12 protein-coding genes are annotated in these 16199 nt (G+C 67.0%); 5 read left to right on the forward strand and 7 right to left on the reverse strand.

Annotation, left to right across the window (positions count from 1 at the left end):
• Nucleotides 1–20: 20 nt before the first annotated feature.
• Together ACFU4Z_RS01450 and eccCa are read right to left on the reverse strand one after the other, a co-directional pair.
• Nucleotides 21–1475, reverse strand: coding sequence for a type VII secretion-associated protein (locus ACFU4Z_RS01450; RefSeq protein WP_379058701.1), 1455 nt, complete (start codon nt 1473–1475; stop codon nt 21–23).
• Nucleotides 1475–5515 (reverse strand): type VII secretion protein EccCa, encoded by a 4041-nt coding sequence (gene eccCa, locus ACFU4Z_RS01455; protein WP_379058704.1) that lies wholly within the window; start codon nt 5513–5515, stop codon nt 1475–1477. Before eccCa ends, ACFU4Z_RS01450 begins: the two co-directional genes overlap by 1 nt.
• A 172-nt stretch (nt 5516–5687) precedes the next feature.
• On the opposite strand from eccCa, the gene eccD reads away from it, so the two are divergent.
• Both eccD and mycP read left to right on the forward strand, forming a co-directional pair.
• A complete protein-coding gene (gene eccD, locus ACFU4Z_RS01460) occupies nt 5688–7154 on the forward strand; it encodes a type VII secretion integral membrane protein EccD (RefSeq protein WP_379058707.1) in 1467 nt (488 codons plus the stop codon).
• Nucleotides 7151–8563: a type VII secretion-associated serine protease mycosin gene (gene mycP, locus ACFU4Z_RS01465; RefSeq protein ID WP_379058710.1), complete on the forward strand. Its 1413-nt coding sequence runs from the start codon at nt 7151–7153 to the stop codon at nt 8561–8563. Before eccD ends, mycP begins: the two co-directional genes overlap by 4 nt.
• A gap of 143 nt (nt 8564–8706) precedes the next feature.
• Here mycP and ACFU4Z_RS01470 read toward each other — a convergent pair whose 3' ends face one another.
• Entirely contained in the window at nt 8707–8949 is a 243-nt protein-coding gene (locus tag ACFU4Z_RS01470) for a hypothetical protein (RefSeq protein WP_379058713.1), read from the reverse strand.
• Between the two features lie 448 nt (nt 8950–9397).
• Nucleotides 9398–10882 (reverse strand): type VII secretion protein EccB, encoded by a 1485-nt coding sequence (gene eccB / locus ACFU4Z_RS01475; protein WP_379058715.1) that lies wholly within the window; start codon nt 10880–10882, stop codon nt 9398–9400.
• A 112-nt stretch (nt 10883–10994) separates the two neighbouring features.
• On the opposite strand from eccB, the gene eccE reads away from it, so the two are divergent.
• Complete coding sequence (gene eccE, locus ACFU4Z_RS01480; RefSeq protein ID WP_379058718.1) at nt 10995–12647, forward strand: type VII secretion protein EccE; 1653 nt, start codon at nt 10995–10997, stop codon at nt 12645–12647.
• Here eccE and ACFU4Z_RS01485 read toward each other — a convergent pair.
• The gene (locus ACFU4Z_RS01485; RefSeq protein WP_379059293.1) at nt 12635–13183 is read right to left on the reverse strand and encodes an NADPH-dependent FMN reductase; all 549 of its coding nucleotides are present in this window, start codon (nt 13181–13183) and stop codon (nt 12635–12637) included. The genes eccE and ACFU4Z_RS01485 overlap by 13 nt on opposite strands.
• A gap of 131 nt (nt 13184–13314) precedes the next feature.
• On the opposite strand from ACFU4Z_RS01485, the gene ACFU4Z_RS01490 reads away from it, so the two are divergent.
• Entirely contained in the window at nt 13315–14157 is an 843-nt protein-coding gene (locus ACFU4Z_RS01490; RefSeq protein ID WP_379058721.1) for an NAD(P)H-binding protein, read from the forward strand.
• Between the two features lie 113 nt (nt 14158–14270).
• Here ACFU4Z_RS01490 and ACFU4Z_RS01495 read toward each other — a convergent pair whose 3' ends face one another.
• Nucleotides 14271–15080, reverse strand: coding sequence for an S-methyl-5'-thioadenosine phosphorylase (locus ACFU4Z_RS01495; protein WP_379058724.1), 810 nt, complete (start codon nt 15078–15080; stop codon nt 14271–14273).
• A 190-nt stretch (nt 15081–15270) separates the two neighbouring features.
• Here ACFU4Z_RS01495 and ACFU4Z_RS01500 point away from each other — a divergent pair, with 190 nt between their 5' ends.
• A complete protein-coding gene (locus ACFU4Z_RS01500) occupies nt 15271–15615 on the forward strand; it encodes a metal-sensitive transcriptional regulator (protein WP_379058727.1) in 345 nt (114 codons plus the stop codon).
• Between the two features lie 7 nt (nt 15616–15622).
• Here ACFU4Z_RS01500 and ACFU4Z_RS01505 read toward each other — a convergent pair whose 3' ends face one another.
• Complete coding sequence (locus ACFU4Z_RS01505) at nt 15623–16183, reverse strand: DUF1772 domain-containing protein (protein ID WP_379058730.1); 561 nt, start codon at nt 16181–16183, stop codon at nt 15623–15625.
• Nucleotides 16184–16199: the final 16 nt, after the last annotated feature.

Here is a 16199-nt window from a genome sequence, read left to right on the forward strand (position 1 = left end):
GAACGCGCGGAACAGGATACTTACGGGGTCACCTGTTCCGAGGCCGCGAACTGTTCGCAGGCCGGCGCGATCGACTCCCACTCGCCGAGGAACTGACATCCGGTGCTGACCTGAAGCCCGTGCTCGACCAGCACATGCCAACGCACCGTGGAACCGTCACCCGGCCGTTCGATATAGGCGATACCCGACTTTCCGCCGAACACCTGGTCATGCTTCAGATCGGTCAGCGCACCATTCGGCTTCTGCCGCATCTGCGCCTCGAGACTCCTGGCCACCTGCTCATAACCGATCCCGGCGGCGACCGGCGTCTGGATCACGGTGATGCGCATGCGGCTGCCGTCCTCCGGCACGAGGTCGACGCGCGGCTTGCTCGGGTCGGGAACCTGCGCGAGACGCCAGCCCGTCGGCATTCGAAAACGCACGCGCCCAATGGTTTCCGATGATGGTGCGCCACTCGGCGGTGGTGGGGGCTTGCCGTCGGCCGTCGCTCGCACTGGTGGGACCGATGCCGAAGGTCCCGCGGACACCGCGGGAGTGTCCGCCGAACCGCCGAGGACGACCACAGCTCCCACCGCCGCCGCGGCGACAACCAGAACACCGGCGACGGCGGCGACCAGGTATCCGGTGCGGCGACGGTCTGGGCCCTCGACGGCGGCCGCGCGCTGCCGAAGCGGCTGCATCCACTCCGCGGCCGGCAGCGCCGAGACAGTCTCGGGCTGATAGCCGGGGTCCGGCCGCGGACCGCGCACCAGGTCGGCGCCTGCGATCGGCCGCAGCTCGACGGCCGGTCCAGCGATCGGCGGAACCACCGAGCGGATCACCTCGAGTTTCGCCGGATCCGAAACACCCACCACCTGAACAACATCGGCGGGGCGGCCCGCGAGCAGCCTGCCGACGAGCGCGGCGAGGTCGTCGGTGGCCTGCGGATCGGGGCCGAGGTCGGCGAGCGCGAGATTCGGTTCGTGCTCACATGATTCGACATGCGTGCCCTGATGGCCGCGCACGACGGTGCTCGCGGTGGTCGAGAGCGGGCCGAATTCCAGCACCACCGTGCGACTGCTGCGGTCGGCGCCCTCATCGGCGGCCACCGCGCGAACGGCCATGTCCTCGAACACGACATCGCCGGCGAAGCGGCGCAGCGCGGTCTCGAGAACCGCACGCCGGCGCGCGCCCCACTCCGTCGGACACGCGACGGTGACCCGGTTGCAGGGGGTGGCGACGCCGAGGTTCTGCAGCACAGTGCCGACGACCGCCGTCATCGCCTCGGCGACAGCGGGCACCCGTGGTAGTAGGGCGATCCGCTCCCCCGCGACGAACTGGACCGCCGAGCTGACCTGCGTCGGCGGCGTCAACGGCTCACCGATGACCAGATCCCCGTTGCTGCCGAGCACAACCGACGGCGGCACATCCCAATGGGTGGCCGGACCGCACGCCCAGATCCGCGTGTCGGTGACCACCAGGTCGACGACGGACATCACTCCGCCGCCGGCATCCACGCCAGCTGAATCAGATCCTCGGTGTTGCGCGTCACGTAGGTGCCGCGGCCCGGCGGCTTGAGGCCGGGACGTGTGGTGCCCATAAGCACGCCTTCGTCCTTGTTGCAGCTCATGATCAGGCCCGCCGAGCCGAGGTCCTTCATCCTGGCCAGCGTGGCCTCGTACATCGCGCGGCTCGCGCCGCCGGAGCGGCGGGCGATGATCAGGTGGAAGCCGAGGTCACGAGCGTGCGGCAAGTGCTCGACCAGCACCGACACCGGATTGCCCATAGAGGTGGCGACCAGGTCGTAGTCGTCGATGATGACGAACAACTCCGGTCCGCTCCACCATGAGCGATCGCGCAGCTGCTGCGGCGTGACATCCTGCCCCGGCGTCCGCTGGGCGACATAGGCGGCGAGATCGGACATGTTCTGGGTGAATTGCGGCGCGGTCGATCCATAACCCGCGAGGTACCCATCGGGCACCAAACCGAGCATGGTGCGCCGGTAGTCGCCCACGATAAAGCGCGCTTGATTCGGGGTGTTCGACGCGGCGATGCCCTCGATGAGCGAACGCAACAACGTCGACTTACCGGATTCGGTGTCACCGATGACGATGAAGTGCGGGCTCTCGTTGAAGTCGATGTAGACCGGCGCGAGCTCGGATTCGTTGATACCGAGCGGAATACGCATGTTCTTGCGTTCCGGGTCGATCTGTGACGGCCAGTTGCCCGCCAGCTGCAGCAGCTGTTCGCGCGGCAGCATCTCGGGCAACATGCGGGCCGCGGGCGCATGCCTGCCCGGCGTGAGGCGGGCGATCGTCGCCACCGCGTCGCCGACCGCCGCACCGAGATTGGTGGGGTCGGAGCTGCCGTCGATGCGGGGCAGACCGGTGAGCATGTGCAGGCATTCGGGTGTCATACCGCGACCGGGCCGACCCTGCGGGACCAGAGCCGCGAACTTGCGGCCGAGGTCGGAGTCCATCGGATCACCGAGGCGCAGCTCGATCCTGGTGCCGATCTGGTCCTTGAGCGCCGGACGCGCCTCGGCCCACCGCGCCAGTGCGATGACAACGTGCACGCCGTACGAAAGACCCTGCACCGCAAGGTTCATGATCGGCTGCTCCAGCGGATCGAAGTCCTGGCGGATGGAGCCGAAACCGTCGATCACCAGGAAGACGTCGCCGAAGGGATCCTCGTGCGCGCCCGCAGCGGCCGGGCTGCTGGAGGGATCCATGGCCCGCAGGCGGCGGAATTCGGTCATGGACTCGATGCCGAGCTGACGGAAGCGCGCCTCACGGGACCGGACGATGGTGTTCATCTCGGCGACCGTGCGCCGGACCTTGTCGTCGTCCAATCGGCTTGCCACCGAACCGACATGCGGCAACCCCTGCAGGCTGGCGAGCGTGCCGCCACCGAAGTCGAGGCAGTAGAACTGCACTTGCTCGGCGGTGTGGGTCAGCGAAAGCGCCATGATCATGGTGCGCAGCGCGGTCGACTTGCCGGACTGCGGACCACCGACCACCGCGACGTTGCCTCGTGAACCCGACAGATCGACGACCAGTGGATCGCGGCGCTGATCGTAGGGTCGGTCGACAATGCCCATCGGGGCTCGCAACGTCGCGACGGCCGAGTACTCGCCGGTGAGGATAGAGCGTGGGATGAGCTGATCGAGGGTGGGCGCCTCGTCCAGTGGCGGCAGCCAGATCTCGTGTGCCGGACGGCCGTGGCCGCGGATGCGCGAGACCAGCATGTTGACGTTGGAGATCTGTTCGCCGTCGGCGGACTGCTGCTCCGGCTCGTTGGAGGGCGTGGCCTGCAACGGAATCCGGTCGGCGGCCCGGAAGTCGATGTGGGTGGCGGCGAACGGACGCGCCTTCACATCGATCTCCCCACCCGCGATCCCCGCAGTGGTGACCTCGCGCTGCGAACCGCCTCCGACATACGGGCCGGAGACATAGGAGGCCTGGAATCTCTGGATCTCACCCGAATCCGACTTCAGGTAGCCGCCACCGGGAACGCCGGGCAGGTTGTAGGCATCGGGGACACCGAGCACCTGGCGAGATTCGTTGGCCGAGAAGGTCTTCAGACCGATCCGGTAGGACAGGTGGCTTTCGAGGCCCTTCAGCTTGCCCTCTTCGAGGCGCTGCGAGGCCAGCAGCAGGTGCACATGCAGCGAGCGGCCTAGGCGGCCGATCATCACGAACAGCTCGGCGAAATCCGGGTGCTGAGTGAGCAATTCGGAGAACTCGTCGAGCACGACGAACAGCGCGGGCAGCGGATCGAGATCCGCGCCCGCGGCGCGGGCCTTCTCGTACTCGGAGACATTGGCGAAGTTGCCCGCCTGGCGCAGCACTTCCTGGCGGCGGTTCATCTCGCCCGCCAGCGCGTCCTTCATACGGTCGACGAGGTCGGCCTCGTCTTCGAGGTTGGTGATGACCGCCGCGACATGTGGAACACCGTCGAGGCCGAGGAAGGTCGCGCCACCCTTGAAGTCGACGAGCACCAGGTTCAATTGGTCCGGCGAATGGGTGGCGAGCAGGCTGAGCACCAGGGTGCGCAGGAACTCGGACTTACCGGAACCGGTTGCGCCGATGCACAATCCGTGCGGACCCATGCCGCTCTCCGCGGCTTCCTTGATGTCGAGCTCGACCGGAAGACCGTCCGCGCCGACACCGAACGCGACCCGCAAGCGCTCACGGCCGTAGCGTGGCCGCCAGGCATGTTCGGGATTGAAGGTGCCGATGTCGCCGAGGCTCATCAGCTGCGACCACGACGAGATCACCTCGGAGTCGTCGACCTCGACATCGCTGCTGCGCTGAGTCGCCGCGCGATACGGCGCGAGCCTGCGTGCCACCTGCTGGGCCTGCTGCGGGGAGATCCGGTCGATCAGCGCGAAACGTTCCTGGTTGCCGGTGGCGCCGCGACCGACGCACTCACCGTTCTCCACCACCATCTTGATGCCGCGCGACACCGCCAAACGCGGTGCGTACCCGCACAAGTCGATGAGCGTGACACCCTCGTAGCCGGATTCACGCAGCTGATCGTCCTCGGCCTCGAGCAGACCACCGTCGACCACGATGACGATGTGCACCAGGTTGACGTTGGCGGGCTGATTACGGGAGTACCGAACGCGATTGGCCAGCAACGGATGCAGGCCCGTCATCGCCTCGCGGACCGAGCCGTAGAACATGCGCTGGGTGCCGATGCCGTCCTGCGCGTCGGGGTGCTGGGTGTGCGGCAGCCACTTGGTCCACTCCCACTCGCGTGCGGTGTCCGGACCGCAGACCACGGCGACCAGCACCTGGTCAGGTGCCTGGAACATGCACAGCTGCAACAACATTGCGCGCGTCATTTCCCTGGCCTCGACCCGATCGCCGTCCAGGGCGATGGTCGCGAAGCCCTTCACCGCGATCGCGGTCGGCAGGTCGGGGACCGTCGAGTGGGCGCGCACGAAACGGCGCAGCGACACCGCGGCGATCGGCTCGAGCTCCTCGACCGGGCCGGTCTCCGGCGCGACCAGGCGCGTGGCGAGGCGCTGGCCGCCGATACCGATGCGGGCGTGGCAGAAGTCCTTGTCCCCCGCGCGCCGCTCCCACATGCGGCTGGTGCCTGCCAGCATCCAGACCAGGCCGGGCTCCGGGTGGCTCCATTCGACGGAAGCGCGCTGCTGCCTTGCGGTGTCGTCGACGTCCCTGCGCACCTGGTCGAGATAGCGCAGATAGTCCTTGCGGTCCTCGTTCGCTTCGGCGGCCTTCTGCCCCTTGCCACCACCCTGACCGGCGAACATGCCGACCATGGAGAAGACCATCATCATCGGGAACATCATGGTCATCGGATTCGAGGCGATGCCACCGCCCTGGGTGAACATCAGGGCCATCATCCCGACCATGCCGACGACCATCACGACCGGCATCATCTTGCTGAGCAAACTGCCCGGCGTTACCCGGGGAATCTCGGGCGGCGGCTGCAGGGTGACTTCACCACCGGGAGAACGCGGCATCTCTCGTCGCGCACGGCGCTGGAACCGGACGGTACTCATCGGACGAGAAATCCCCCTTAACGCAGCTGTACTTCGGCCTCAGTGTAGAGCCGGCAGCTGACATGTCGTACAGTTCGACCAGCATTCTGCTGCCCGAACCGTGGGTTCGCAAGCTCGGCCCCTGGGTATGCCGATTGCGGAAACACGAGGTAGAAGACGAGTTGGGGGAAGCTTGACGCACGCGCGCCTTGACCACATCGATGAAGAGTCCTCGCGCGGAATCGTCCGTGCGCCGGACCTGGCTCGGGTAACGATTCTGGCCAAACACACTCAGGTGGATATGGCGATCCCGGTCGACGTTCCCGTCGCCCTGGTGATTCCGAGCGTCGTCGACATGGTCGCCCAGCACAGCCGCACCAACGATTTCGACAACGAGGGCGAGCGTTTCGAGCCCGCCGAATGGGTGCTCGCCCGCATCGGCCATCCCCCGTTCTCCAACTCGCTGAGCCTCGGCGAACACGGTGTCCGCGACGGCGAGCTGCTGATGCTCGAAAGTGCTTCGCACACAGCGCCGACGCCGCTTTTCGACGACATCATGTACAACGTCGCGATCGCGGACACCGACCACTACCGCAGCTGGACTCCGAAGGTCGCGCGCATCACCGGCTCCATGCTGGCCGCGATCACCATGATCGTCGGCTGCCTCGGTCTGTTGCTATCCAAGGACGCGCTGCCCGGTTATGTCAGCGGGTCGATAGCGCTGACGGTCGCCATCCTGCTCGTCGTCGCGGGCATGGTGCTCAGCCGCATGTACGGCGACACCGGCACCGCGCTGGTGCTCGGTGGTTGCGCACTGCCCGCCGCGTTCACCGCGGGCATGCTGCTGGTGCCCGACGACTACAACTGGGCGCACATCCTGCTCGGCTCGGTCCTGCTCGGCGCCACCGCGATTCTCGCGTGGCGCGTCACCGGTGTCGGGCTCGCGCTGTTCATCGGCGCGAGCACCCTTGCGGTGTACGCGGTTCCGGCCGCGATGGTCGGTCTGCTCACCGAGCAACCGGTGCGTGCCGTCGGCGCGGTCGCCGCCGCGCTCGGACTCGGCGGGCTCTCACTGGCGCCACGGGTTTCGATGCTGCTCGCCAAACTGCCGCTGCCGCCGGTGCCTTCGCCGGGCACCCCGATCGACCCGACCGAGGACGATCCGGACGACCACCGCGCGCTGCCGACCATGGACGCACTGCGGGTCAAGTCGGAACGGGCCCGCATGTACCTCGGCGGACTCGTCGCGGCGACCACGCTCATCACCGTCGCGGGTGCGCTGGCGGCCACCGACCCCGACGCCGAAAGCCCCTACTGGCAAGGCATCGCGCTCGCACTGGTCTGCGCGATCGTGCTCATGTTCCGCAGCCGCACCTACGCGGGCGCCGAACAGGCCGTGGTGCTGATCGCGGGCGGCGCGGCCATCGTGCTGATCATGCTGATCGGCGCGAGCATCGGCATGGAGCAGCCGCTGATGGTCTTCGGCGCCGCGATGATCATCCTGATCGCCGCGCTCATTCTCGGCATCATCATCCCGAACCAGTCGGCGACGCCGCCGATGCGCCGCGGCGTAGAACTGCTCGAGTACGCGTTCGTCGCCGCCGTACTGCCGCTGGTGTTCTGGGTGGCTTCGCTCTACTCGCTCGTTCGCGGGCTGTGAACGCGACCCTGCGCGTCGCGGCCGTTGCTGTAACGCTGGGCCTGAGCGCGTCATTCGGTCTCGGTGCGGGTCACGGCGTCGCACACGCCGACCGCCCGCCCGCGGTGAACCCGGCGTTGAAGCCGGCGGGTGATCCCGCCGTACCACCCGAGAAGACCGAGCGACCGCCCAACTCGAACTGCGTGGACACCGGTTCTGGCGGCGAAGGGCCGGCTACTCCCACCGCTCAGCGATCACTCGACCTGGAGCGCGCATGGCAGTTTTCCCGTGGCGAGGGCCAGTTGATCGCGGTGATCGACACGGGTGTGGCTCGTCATCATCGATTGCCGGGGCTGGACGCGGCCGGTGACTTCGTGGCGAATGCAGGTGACGGCACTGAGGACTGCGATGGGCACGGCACCTTCGTCGCCGGCCTGATAGCCGCGTCCCAAGTCGATGGGCAGGGGTTCTCCGGTGTGGCTCCGGAAGCGCGGATCATGACCATTCGCCAGACCAGCAGGAAATATCAGCGGGAAGGCCTTGCGAAGCAACGGAATCCCGACGATTTCCCCGAGGGCTATGGGGACCTGAACACCATAGCTTCGGCGATCGTGCGAGCCGCTGACCGCGGCGCCACGGTGATCAATATTTCCGAGGTTTGGTGCGGATCCGAAAACCCTGCGGCAGACGGCAAAGTGGGCGCCGCCCTTCGCTACGCCACGGTAGAGAAGAACGCCGTCGTCGTGGTCGCCGCAGGCAACACCGACAATTGCAAGACCGACAACCCGGTGATCGACCCGCTCGACCCGACGGCCGACCCGTGGAGCAAGGTCAAGATGAATGTCAGCCCGGCCCGCTGGGACGACTATGTGCTCGCCGTCGGGTCGATCGACATGAACGGCGCTCCATCCAAGTTCACCGTGCCCGGCCCCTGGCTGAGCGTGGCTGCGCCCGGCGAAAATATGGTCTCGCTCAATCCGCGCAGTGACGGCACCGCGGTCAGCGCGGCGAATCAACAGGGTGAGCAGAGCCCTATCAGCGGCACCAGCTTCGCAACACCGTTGGTGTCCGGCGTTGTCGCGCTTGTCCGCGCCCGGTTCCCCGAACTGAGTGCGCTGGAAGTTATCAAGCGCATCCAGGCCACCGCTCATGCCCCCGCTGAGGGCTGGAACCCGTACATCGGCTACGGCGCGGTCGATCCGATAGCGGCGCTGACCGACCAGGTGAGCGACGCGACGCTGCCGCCCAAGCGACCGAGCACGGGCAAGAGCACCCAGCTCCCGTTGCCGCCGGATATTCCGGCCCCGGATCACGAAGCCCGCAACGTCGCGCTGATCGGTACCGGCGTTATCGGCGGTGCCCTCATCCTCGGCTATCTCGCGTCGTTCCCGGTTCGACGTAGATTCGGACTCAGCTCTGACGACATGTGACAAGGTGCACGGCAATCAGCTGCGGGGATCGAGCCACGGCAGCGCATCCGCTCAGTGTTTCAGTGAACTCATGCGAGGGGCCCCAGCAGAAGCGCTGAGACCCCTCGTGGTTCCGTGATCAGTGGCCGCTCGAGCGGCCACTGTCACTGGGCATGAGTCTTACCCTCCAGCCTGGACTGACCGTTTGGCATATCGGTGCATTCCCATTCTGTTGTGGTCTGATGAAAACGCATATCCTGGTAGCATTCCGCGTCTGAATTGTAGATCTCATTACCGGTAATAGGGCCCGGGTGAGCGGACGCAGTCGTGGCGCCTGCCATTCCGATCATGCCGAATCCAGCCATGGACACAGCCAACGAAGCGGCGATCTTCTTCGCGTTGCTCATACTCTCCCTTTAACTCTCGATAACCGCGGCAGTCGAATCCACCCCGGAGGTTGCCTGTCGATTCACACAAAAACGTACCCAGGCTCGACGATGTCGCCAGAATCCCGCAGGATCGCAGTCCGCAACGCGTCCATACGTGATACCCATTGCGCCACAGCTGGTTTCACTTCCGAGCTTTGGTCCGTCAGTAGTTTTGACGCAATGAGACCCGCATCGGTTCCATCAAATTTCAGATCGATCGCCCGTCCCCCAACCAGGCGCAACCGATCAGAACTGCACGCATCCGAGTTCGCCGCGCCCGCCAGTGGCCGAGCGCGCGCCCGGCGTGTGTTCAGAGCCAACTCCGACGACATCCGGACTCGGAGTTCGAAGCATTCACACGGACTTGTCTGAAAACGAATCCCGCTGAGCGGCAGGCTGTTCGCTACCGCTCAGCGGTGCATCGACACTATTTCACCGATGCCACAGGCTGTTTCGCAGGCGATGGGTCCGGAGCAACGCCGTCGTGCGCGACCATCGCCTCTTCCCTACCGAGGCTGGGGCCGGAGGCGAGCAGGCCGACGATCGGCCATGGTGCGGGTTCGGGCTTCACGCCCGCCTCGGTATCCATCCCGAGTGCTTTGGCCGCGTCGGCGTTCTTGATGCCGTAGCGGACTCCGGTGTCGGCGATGTAGAACATGCTGTCCTTGCGGCGGCTGTCCGGTTCGATGCCGGTGCTCTGGATGAACGCGCCGGTGCCTGGCTTGATGTACACCGAGTCGGCGTTCGCGCCGGAACCGTCCGCCTGCGCGAGCGGCACCAATTTGGCCTTGTCCGGAATCGGCAGGGCCACACCGATGATTACCGACAGCTCGGCGCGATTGCCGTCCTTGTTGTCCGCGGCCGCGGCGATCGGCTTCCAGGACAGGCAGCCGACCGGCTGGTCCTTGGCTTGGATGATGGTCGGCGCGGTGTGCGGGTAGAGCTCTACGCGCAAAGTGTGCGAGACGTTGGCATTGGTCTTGTCGGTCTGATCGATGGTGGTGCTGGACGCCGTGGACCGGTAGCGGTTACGAATGATGTTGGCGGTCAACGGAGAAATCTGCTGCAAGCCGTCTTGCAGAACGACGTAGTGGATACCCGGTACCGTCTGCACCTCCACCACATCACCGATCCGATGGTTGGCGACCGAGTAGTTCACCGCCGCGCCCGGATCGTTGATCGGGGGCGGAATGATCGGCAGCACTTCGGGAATCGTGTTGAGCAGGCCCTCACCGATCGGGCGCGGAGCCATGCCGGTGATGTTCAGCGCGTCGGTGACGGCACGGTCGGTCATGTCGACTCTGGCCCGCCGGTTTTCGTACACGAGATACGCCGAGTCCTTGCCCTGCACCAGCAGGGCCTTGTCCCCGCCCATGACCGAAGCCTTCGGACCGAGCTCGGGGTCACCCGCGAGCACCGAGGTGGTGAGATCCTTGCTGCCGTCGTTCTTCAGCTGATCGCAGACCGTCCAGGCGCGGCCCATGCCGTCCTTCTCGAACCGCAGCGAGGCGGGCGCACCGGGGATGCCGATCAGCTGGCCGCGCGGCTTCTTTCCGAGTTCGGAGTCCTTGACGACCGCGGGCTTGGCGGGCTCCCCCGCGGCCAGCCGAGCCGAAGCGAGATTCAACGCGGGATGCACGACGTCATCGATAACTACATAGACGCCACCGGATTCCTTGCCGATCAGGATCTTGTTGCTGCCGATCTTGTCTTGCGGGCGCAGCAGCGCGAGCACGCCGCAGCCTGCCAGCACGACAACGGCCAGCACCAGCCCGGCGGCATAGGCTCGCGACTGCGAGCGCATCGGGTCGTGCAGCATCCGCACGTCCCTGCGGACCAGCGCATGCTCCATCCGCCGGACCAGGAAGCGATAGCCGCTGACCTGCCAGCGAGTAGTGGGTTTTGAAGGCATGTTTCCTCCCCCGAACAGTGCTCACGTTCGCGGAACACAGTACAGTTCCCGAGGACTGTTGTTCAGCTCGGCCAGTAGGAAACGGCCGATATCGGGTACTTGGGGGACGACGATGGCCGAATCTGCCGGCGCGGGACCACGCCCGCTCCTCGGGCGCATCTCGCTGCAGAATCTGCTTGTTGCACAGGTCATCGGACTCGGAGCCGGACTGCTCGCGCTGCTCGTCGGACTCGCGGCGCTGCCCGCTCTCGCCGTGGCCGTCGTCGCCGCGCTGCTGCCGCTGATTCCCATTGCCAAACGGACCCTGCTGGACTGGATGAGCACCTGGTGGCGCTATGCCACGCGCGGTGACTACGAGATCGGCGACACCGTCGATTTCCGTGGCACCGATGGTCGTTCGCTCGGGCTGTACTGGGATGGAACCCGGGTTGTCACGGTCGTCGAGGTACTCGCGCCCAAGGGTGGGCTGACCCGCATCGCCCGCACGACGGTGCACGCCTCGCACCTGCTGCCGCTCCCCGAGCTGGCCAAATGCCTCACCCAGCACGACATCCTGCTCAGCGGCATCGACATCATCAGCCACGGACACCGCAGCCGCTCCGGCACACCGGCGGGCAAGATCTACGAATCCCTGCTCGGCCCGCTGCCTGCCACCGCGCATCGCACGGTGTGGCTGGCCATCAGCTTCGACGCGATCGCCTGCCCGGAGGCCGCGGCCCGCCGCGGCGGCGGCAACGAGGGCGCCTCGCGTGCGGTAACCATTGCGACACAACGCATTATGCGTGCGCTCGAAGACGCCGACTGCAGCGCCCGCATCCTCACCGCGCCGGAAATCCGCAAGGCGGTCCTGCAGATCACCGCCGGATTCGATCCGCGCACGCTGACCCACCGCTGGCGCTACGCGGAGATCGGCAACAACGTGAACATCGGCAGCGCGGTCGACCCCACGCGCTTGGGCTCCGACCTGCTCGCCCAGCTGTGGGTGGCGCCCTCGCGCGGCACCACGGTCGCGGTGCGGCTGCGTCCCGGTAGTTCGGCCGAGTCGGTGAGCATCGGCGCGGCCTGGCGGCTGACCGCACGCGAACTGCCGGAGCGAACCAATCTCAAGGGCCTCATCTCGATGAACGGCCGCCACCGCGACGGACTGCTCGCTCATCTCCCGGTGGCGATCCCGGCTCTGGACGACACCGTACCGGTGGCCGAATACCCGATCGATGTGATCGGCGCGCTGCACTTGCCGTCGTCGGGCTGCGGTCAGCTGATCGGCTCGGACGACGAGGGTCAGGGTGTCGCGGTGCGCATCGTCGGCACCGGCATCTCGACCGTCTATGTCGCAGGCGAGCTATATCTGGCGCAGCAGTTGGTGTTCCGCGCACTCGCGGTCGGCGAGCGCATCCTGGTCCGCACCGACCGGGCGCACGCGTGGGAGAACCTGGTGAACACCATCGCGAACCCGGAGCGGCTCACCCTCGCGGTCGAAACACACCAGTCCGACGCGGGTTTCACGGCCACCGTGGTCGACGGGGTGCTCGCGCCCGCGCCGCACGCCGGTGTCACGACGATCTACGTCACCGGCGACCCGATGGGCTGGCCCGCCACCCGCCCCGACCTCTCGATTCACCAGCCCGGCGCCATCGGCAACCACGTCATCCTGCGCACCGGCACCGCACAGGTCGACCTCACCCTGGTCTCCATCCCCCGCGAGGCCACCTACATCGGCCACCCGCGCGGCCGCCGTGCCATGGCGGGTAGTCAGCCCGGGTAGGGGTCGGTGGCGCGGGCGGTTCGCAATGTCCTTGCCCACCAGGCGAGTTGGTTGACGAGGCGTTCGGCGGCGTCGATCGCCGCGCCGTCATGGGTCTGTCCCGCCGCGTCGAACTGCTTCTTCGCCTGGTGGAAGCTGACCGTCTCCCGAATAGAGACCATGTGGATTTCGGCGACCACCTGACGCAGCTGTTCGACGGCGCGCAGACCGCCCGAGAGGCCGCCGTAGGAGACGAATCCGATGGGTTTGGCACGCCATTCTCGTTTTGCCGTGTCGAAGGCGGTTTTCAGCGATGCGGGGTAGCCGTGGTTGTACTCGGAGGTGATCGCCACGAAAGCGTCGGCGGCCGCGAGCCTGGCCCGGTACGCCTCGACCGCCGGGGTGTCGGTGAGGTCCAGCGGCAGCGGGGTTTCGCTGAGATCGATTACGCCCGTGTCGAATTCGGGCCGTGCGCGCACTGTCCGCAGAAACCAGTCGGCGACGACCGGGGCGAAACGCTCCGGGCGCACGCTGGCCACGATGACTTCGAGCCGCATCGGGTTGTCCACAGCGCGAGCCTAGCGCCGATCACGCGGGTGTTGCCGTCGGCGGGGATCCGATTGCCCGCGACGTCGGCGGAGCGTGCCCTATGTTCGTGTGGACCGCCCCCGAGCCTGCAGGAGACGACATGATTCTGGTGACCGGCGCGACTGGGAACATCGGCGCCGAGCTGGTCGCGCAGTTGAGCGCTTCCGGGGAACGGGTGCGTGCTCTGGTGCGCAATCCCGACCGGGCCGGGCTGCCCGTCGGTGTCGAAGCCGTCACCGGGGACCTGAATCGACCGGAAAGCATGACCGAGACGTTCGACGGCGTCGATGGGATGTTTCTGATGCCCGGCTACGCGGGCATGCCCGACCTGCTCGCGCGCGCGAAAAAGGCCGGGGTGCACCGGGTCGCCTTGTTGTCGGGTGGTTCGGCCGCGCTGGCGGATATGAGCAACGCGGTCTCGAGGTACATGACGCAGTCCGAGCGTGATGTGCGGGAATCCGGTCTCTCGTGGACATTTCTGCGGCCGCGCTCGTTCATGTCGAACGCGTTGCGGTGGCTGCCGCAACTGGCGGTCGGTGACGTGGTGCGGGCCCAATTCTCCGAGGTCAGGGTCGCCGCGATCGATCCGGCCGATATCGCCGCCGTCGCCGCGGCGGCGCTCACCGGCGGCGGACTCGAGGGACGCGTCCTCGAACTGACCGGGCCGCAGGCGCTATTGCCCGCCGATCAGGTCGCGGTGCTGGCCGGCGTGCTCGAACGCCCGCTGGTCTGTCAGAACCTGACCAACGAGGAGACCGTCGCGGAACTGACGGCGAGCATGCCGAGCGAATATGTCGAGGCGTTCGTCAGCTTCTTCGTCAACGGCACGCTGGACGAATCCGAGGTCCACCCCACCGTCCGCGAGGTGACCGGCCGCGACCCGCGCACCTTCGAACAGTGGGCACGCGCCCACACGGCCGCCTTCGCGGCCGCGACACCCTGAGCGGAGCGAGCCGAACTTCGGTCCGCTCCACTCGGTCGGTGACCCGGGTTCCGCCGTCGATCCGCGCTCGGTCAACGACCCGCGCTCGGCCGATGACCCGCTCGGCCGATGACTCAGGGCAGTTCGAACGGCAGCGCCACGCCCGCGTGCACACTGCACTTCGCGCAGGTATCGGTGTGCGGAACCGCCGACACCGAGCGGCGGATCAGCGCCTTGAACGGACCGAGGTTCTTCTTGAACTCGGCGAAGACGTCGGTGGCATGCACACCGTCGCCCTCCTCCACCCCCGCATCCAGGTCGGTCACCAAAGCGACTGCGGCGTAGCACATTTCCAGTTCGCGAGCGAGCACCGCCTCGGGATGGCCGGTCATATTCACCAGCTCCCAGCCCTGGCTCGCGAACCAGCGGCTCTCGGCCCTGGTGGAAAACCGGGGGCCCTGCACGACCACCATGGTGCCCGACGGCTTCATCGGCAGCTCATCTGTCGCGGATTTCGTTGCGGCGGCACGCAATTCGTCGCAATAGGGGTCGGCGAAGGAGACGTGCACACCGCCACCGTCGAAGTAGGTCTGCGGCCGCCCCGAGGTGCGGTCCACCAGCTGATCGGGTACCGCGACGGTGCCGGGCCCCCAGTCCGCGCGCAGGCTGCCGACCGCGCACGGGGCGAAGATCCGGCGCACCCCGAGCGAGCGCAGCGCCCACATATTGGCCTGGTACGGCAGCGTGTGCGGGGCGTACTCGTGCTGCTTGCCGTGCCGCGGCAGGAACGCCACCGACCGACCCTCTACTTCGCCGATCGCGACCGGCGCACTCGGCTTGCCGTAGGGGGTGTCGACCTCGACGGTGGTCGCCTCGTTGTCGAAGAAATCATAGAAGCCACTACCACCGATGACAGCGATAGCGGGCCGGGCATGCGAACTCATGCACATGATTGTCCCGCCCGGCCCTGCGACCCGGTCGGAAGGGTCCCGATCCGCCGGCCATCCGGCCGCGACTCCGGCGTCCGACCTGCCCGGCCGGGCGCTGACCTGACAAGTCACTCGATCCGCTGTACCCTAGGGGGGTATTAGTCAGTTCAGGCCGGAGATCCGGCAGGCAGCGAGGAGACAGCCGGTGACACCCCACCCGTCGCACGACACCGCGGCCACCCAGGATCACCCCGCGGACGACCACTCCAGCCACGGCTACATCACAGCCAAGGACGACTACCTCAAGCGGCTGCGCCGGATCGAGGGGCAGGCCCGCGGCCTGCAGCGCATGGTCGAGGAAGAAAAGTACTGCATCGACATCCTCACCCAGGTCTCCGCGATGACCAAGGCGCTGCAGGCGGTCGCGATGGGCCTGCTCGAGGACCACATCAGCCACTGCGTTGTGGACGCGGCGGTCGCCGGTGGCCCCGAGGCCGACGCCAAGATCAAAGAGGCCACCGACGCCATCGCCCGCCTGGTCCGTTCCTGACGATCCGCTATCGCGACATCGGCCGTGCGGGTGCCGGCTTCGCGGCGCGCGGGTCCGCGATCACCTCGACGCCGGCCTGTCGGCCGGATCGCAACAGCGCCAACGCGAAACAAGTCAGCGCACCGACATTGACGACCGCACGCGCGATGTTCCACGCCACCCACGGGCCTTCGAACTCGGCGCGCACAGCGGCCGGATCCGCGATCATCGCCGGATCACCCGCGGCGGCGAGCTTGTCGTTCAAGGGCACGTTCGCGCCGCTGGTGATCAGGAACATCACCAGGTAGCAGACGAATCCGGCGATCGCCCAGTACCGCACCGCCGGGTCGCCGGAGCGCCAATTCGCCACCACCGCGGCGAGTCCGGCGACCAGCCCACCCATGAACATCGTCATGAACAGCGGATTCACAATGGCCACATTGATGTTCTGCATGACCTCGACGAATGCGGCGTCGCCGCTACGTTTCAGGCCGGGCATCACCGAATAGGCGAACGCGGCGAACAGCCCGGCCATCAGTCCGGCCGTCACCGCCGCAAGAATCAGCGTGGTCGATCGCACAGCCTTCATGACGCGGCTCCGCTCC

Source organism: Nocardia sp. NPDC057440, assembly GCF_042802915.1.
Lineage (GTDB): Bacteria > Actinomycetota > Actinomycetes > Mycobacteriales > Mycobacteriaceae > Nocardia.

What these genes read in the sequence shown, in the direction of transcription:
- ACFU4Z_RS01450 (WP_379058701.1), bottom strand. Translation starts at nt 1,475, where the DNA reads ATGTCCGTCGTCGACCTGGTGGTCACCGACACGCGGATCTGGGCGTGC.
- eccCa (WP_379058704.1), bottom strand. Translation starts at nt 5,515, where the DNA reads ATGAGTACCGTCCGGTTCCAGCGCCGTGCGCGACGAGAGATGCCGCGT.
- ACFU4Z_RS01470 (WP_379058713.1), bottom strand. Translation starts at nt 8,949, where the DNA reads ATGAGCAACGCGAAGAAGATCGCCGCTTCGTTGGCTGTGTCCATGGCT.
- eccB (WP_379058715.1), bottom strand. Translation starts at nt 10,882, where the DNA reads ATGCCTTCAAAACCCACTACTCGCTGGCAGGTCAGCGGCTATCGCTTC.
- eccE (WP_379058718.1), top strand. Translation starts at nt 10,995, where the DNA reads ATGGCCGAATCTGCCGGCGCGGGACCACGCCCGCTCCTCGGGCGCATC.
- ACFU4Z_RS01485 (WP_379059293.1), bottom strand. Translation starts at nt 13,183, where the DNA reads ATGCGGCTCGAAGTCATCGTGGCCAGCGTGCGCCCGGAGCGTTTCGCC.
- ACFU4Z_RS01490 (WP_379058721.1), top strand. Translation starts at nt 13,315, where the DNA reads ATGATTCTGGTGACCGGCGCGACTGGGAACATCGGCGCCGAGCTGGTC.
- ACFU4Z_RS01495 (WP_379058724.1), bottom strand. Translation starts at nt 15,080, where the DNA reads ATGAGTTCGCATGCCCGGCCCGCTATCGCTGTCATCGGTGGTAGTGGC.
- ACFU4Z_RS01505 (WP_379058730.1), bottom strand. Translation starts at nt 16,183, where the DNA reads ATGAAGGCTGTGCGATCGACCACGCTGATTCTTGCGGCGGTGACGGCC.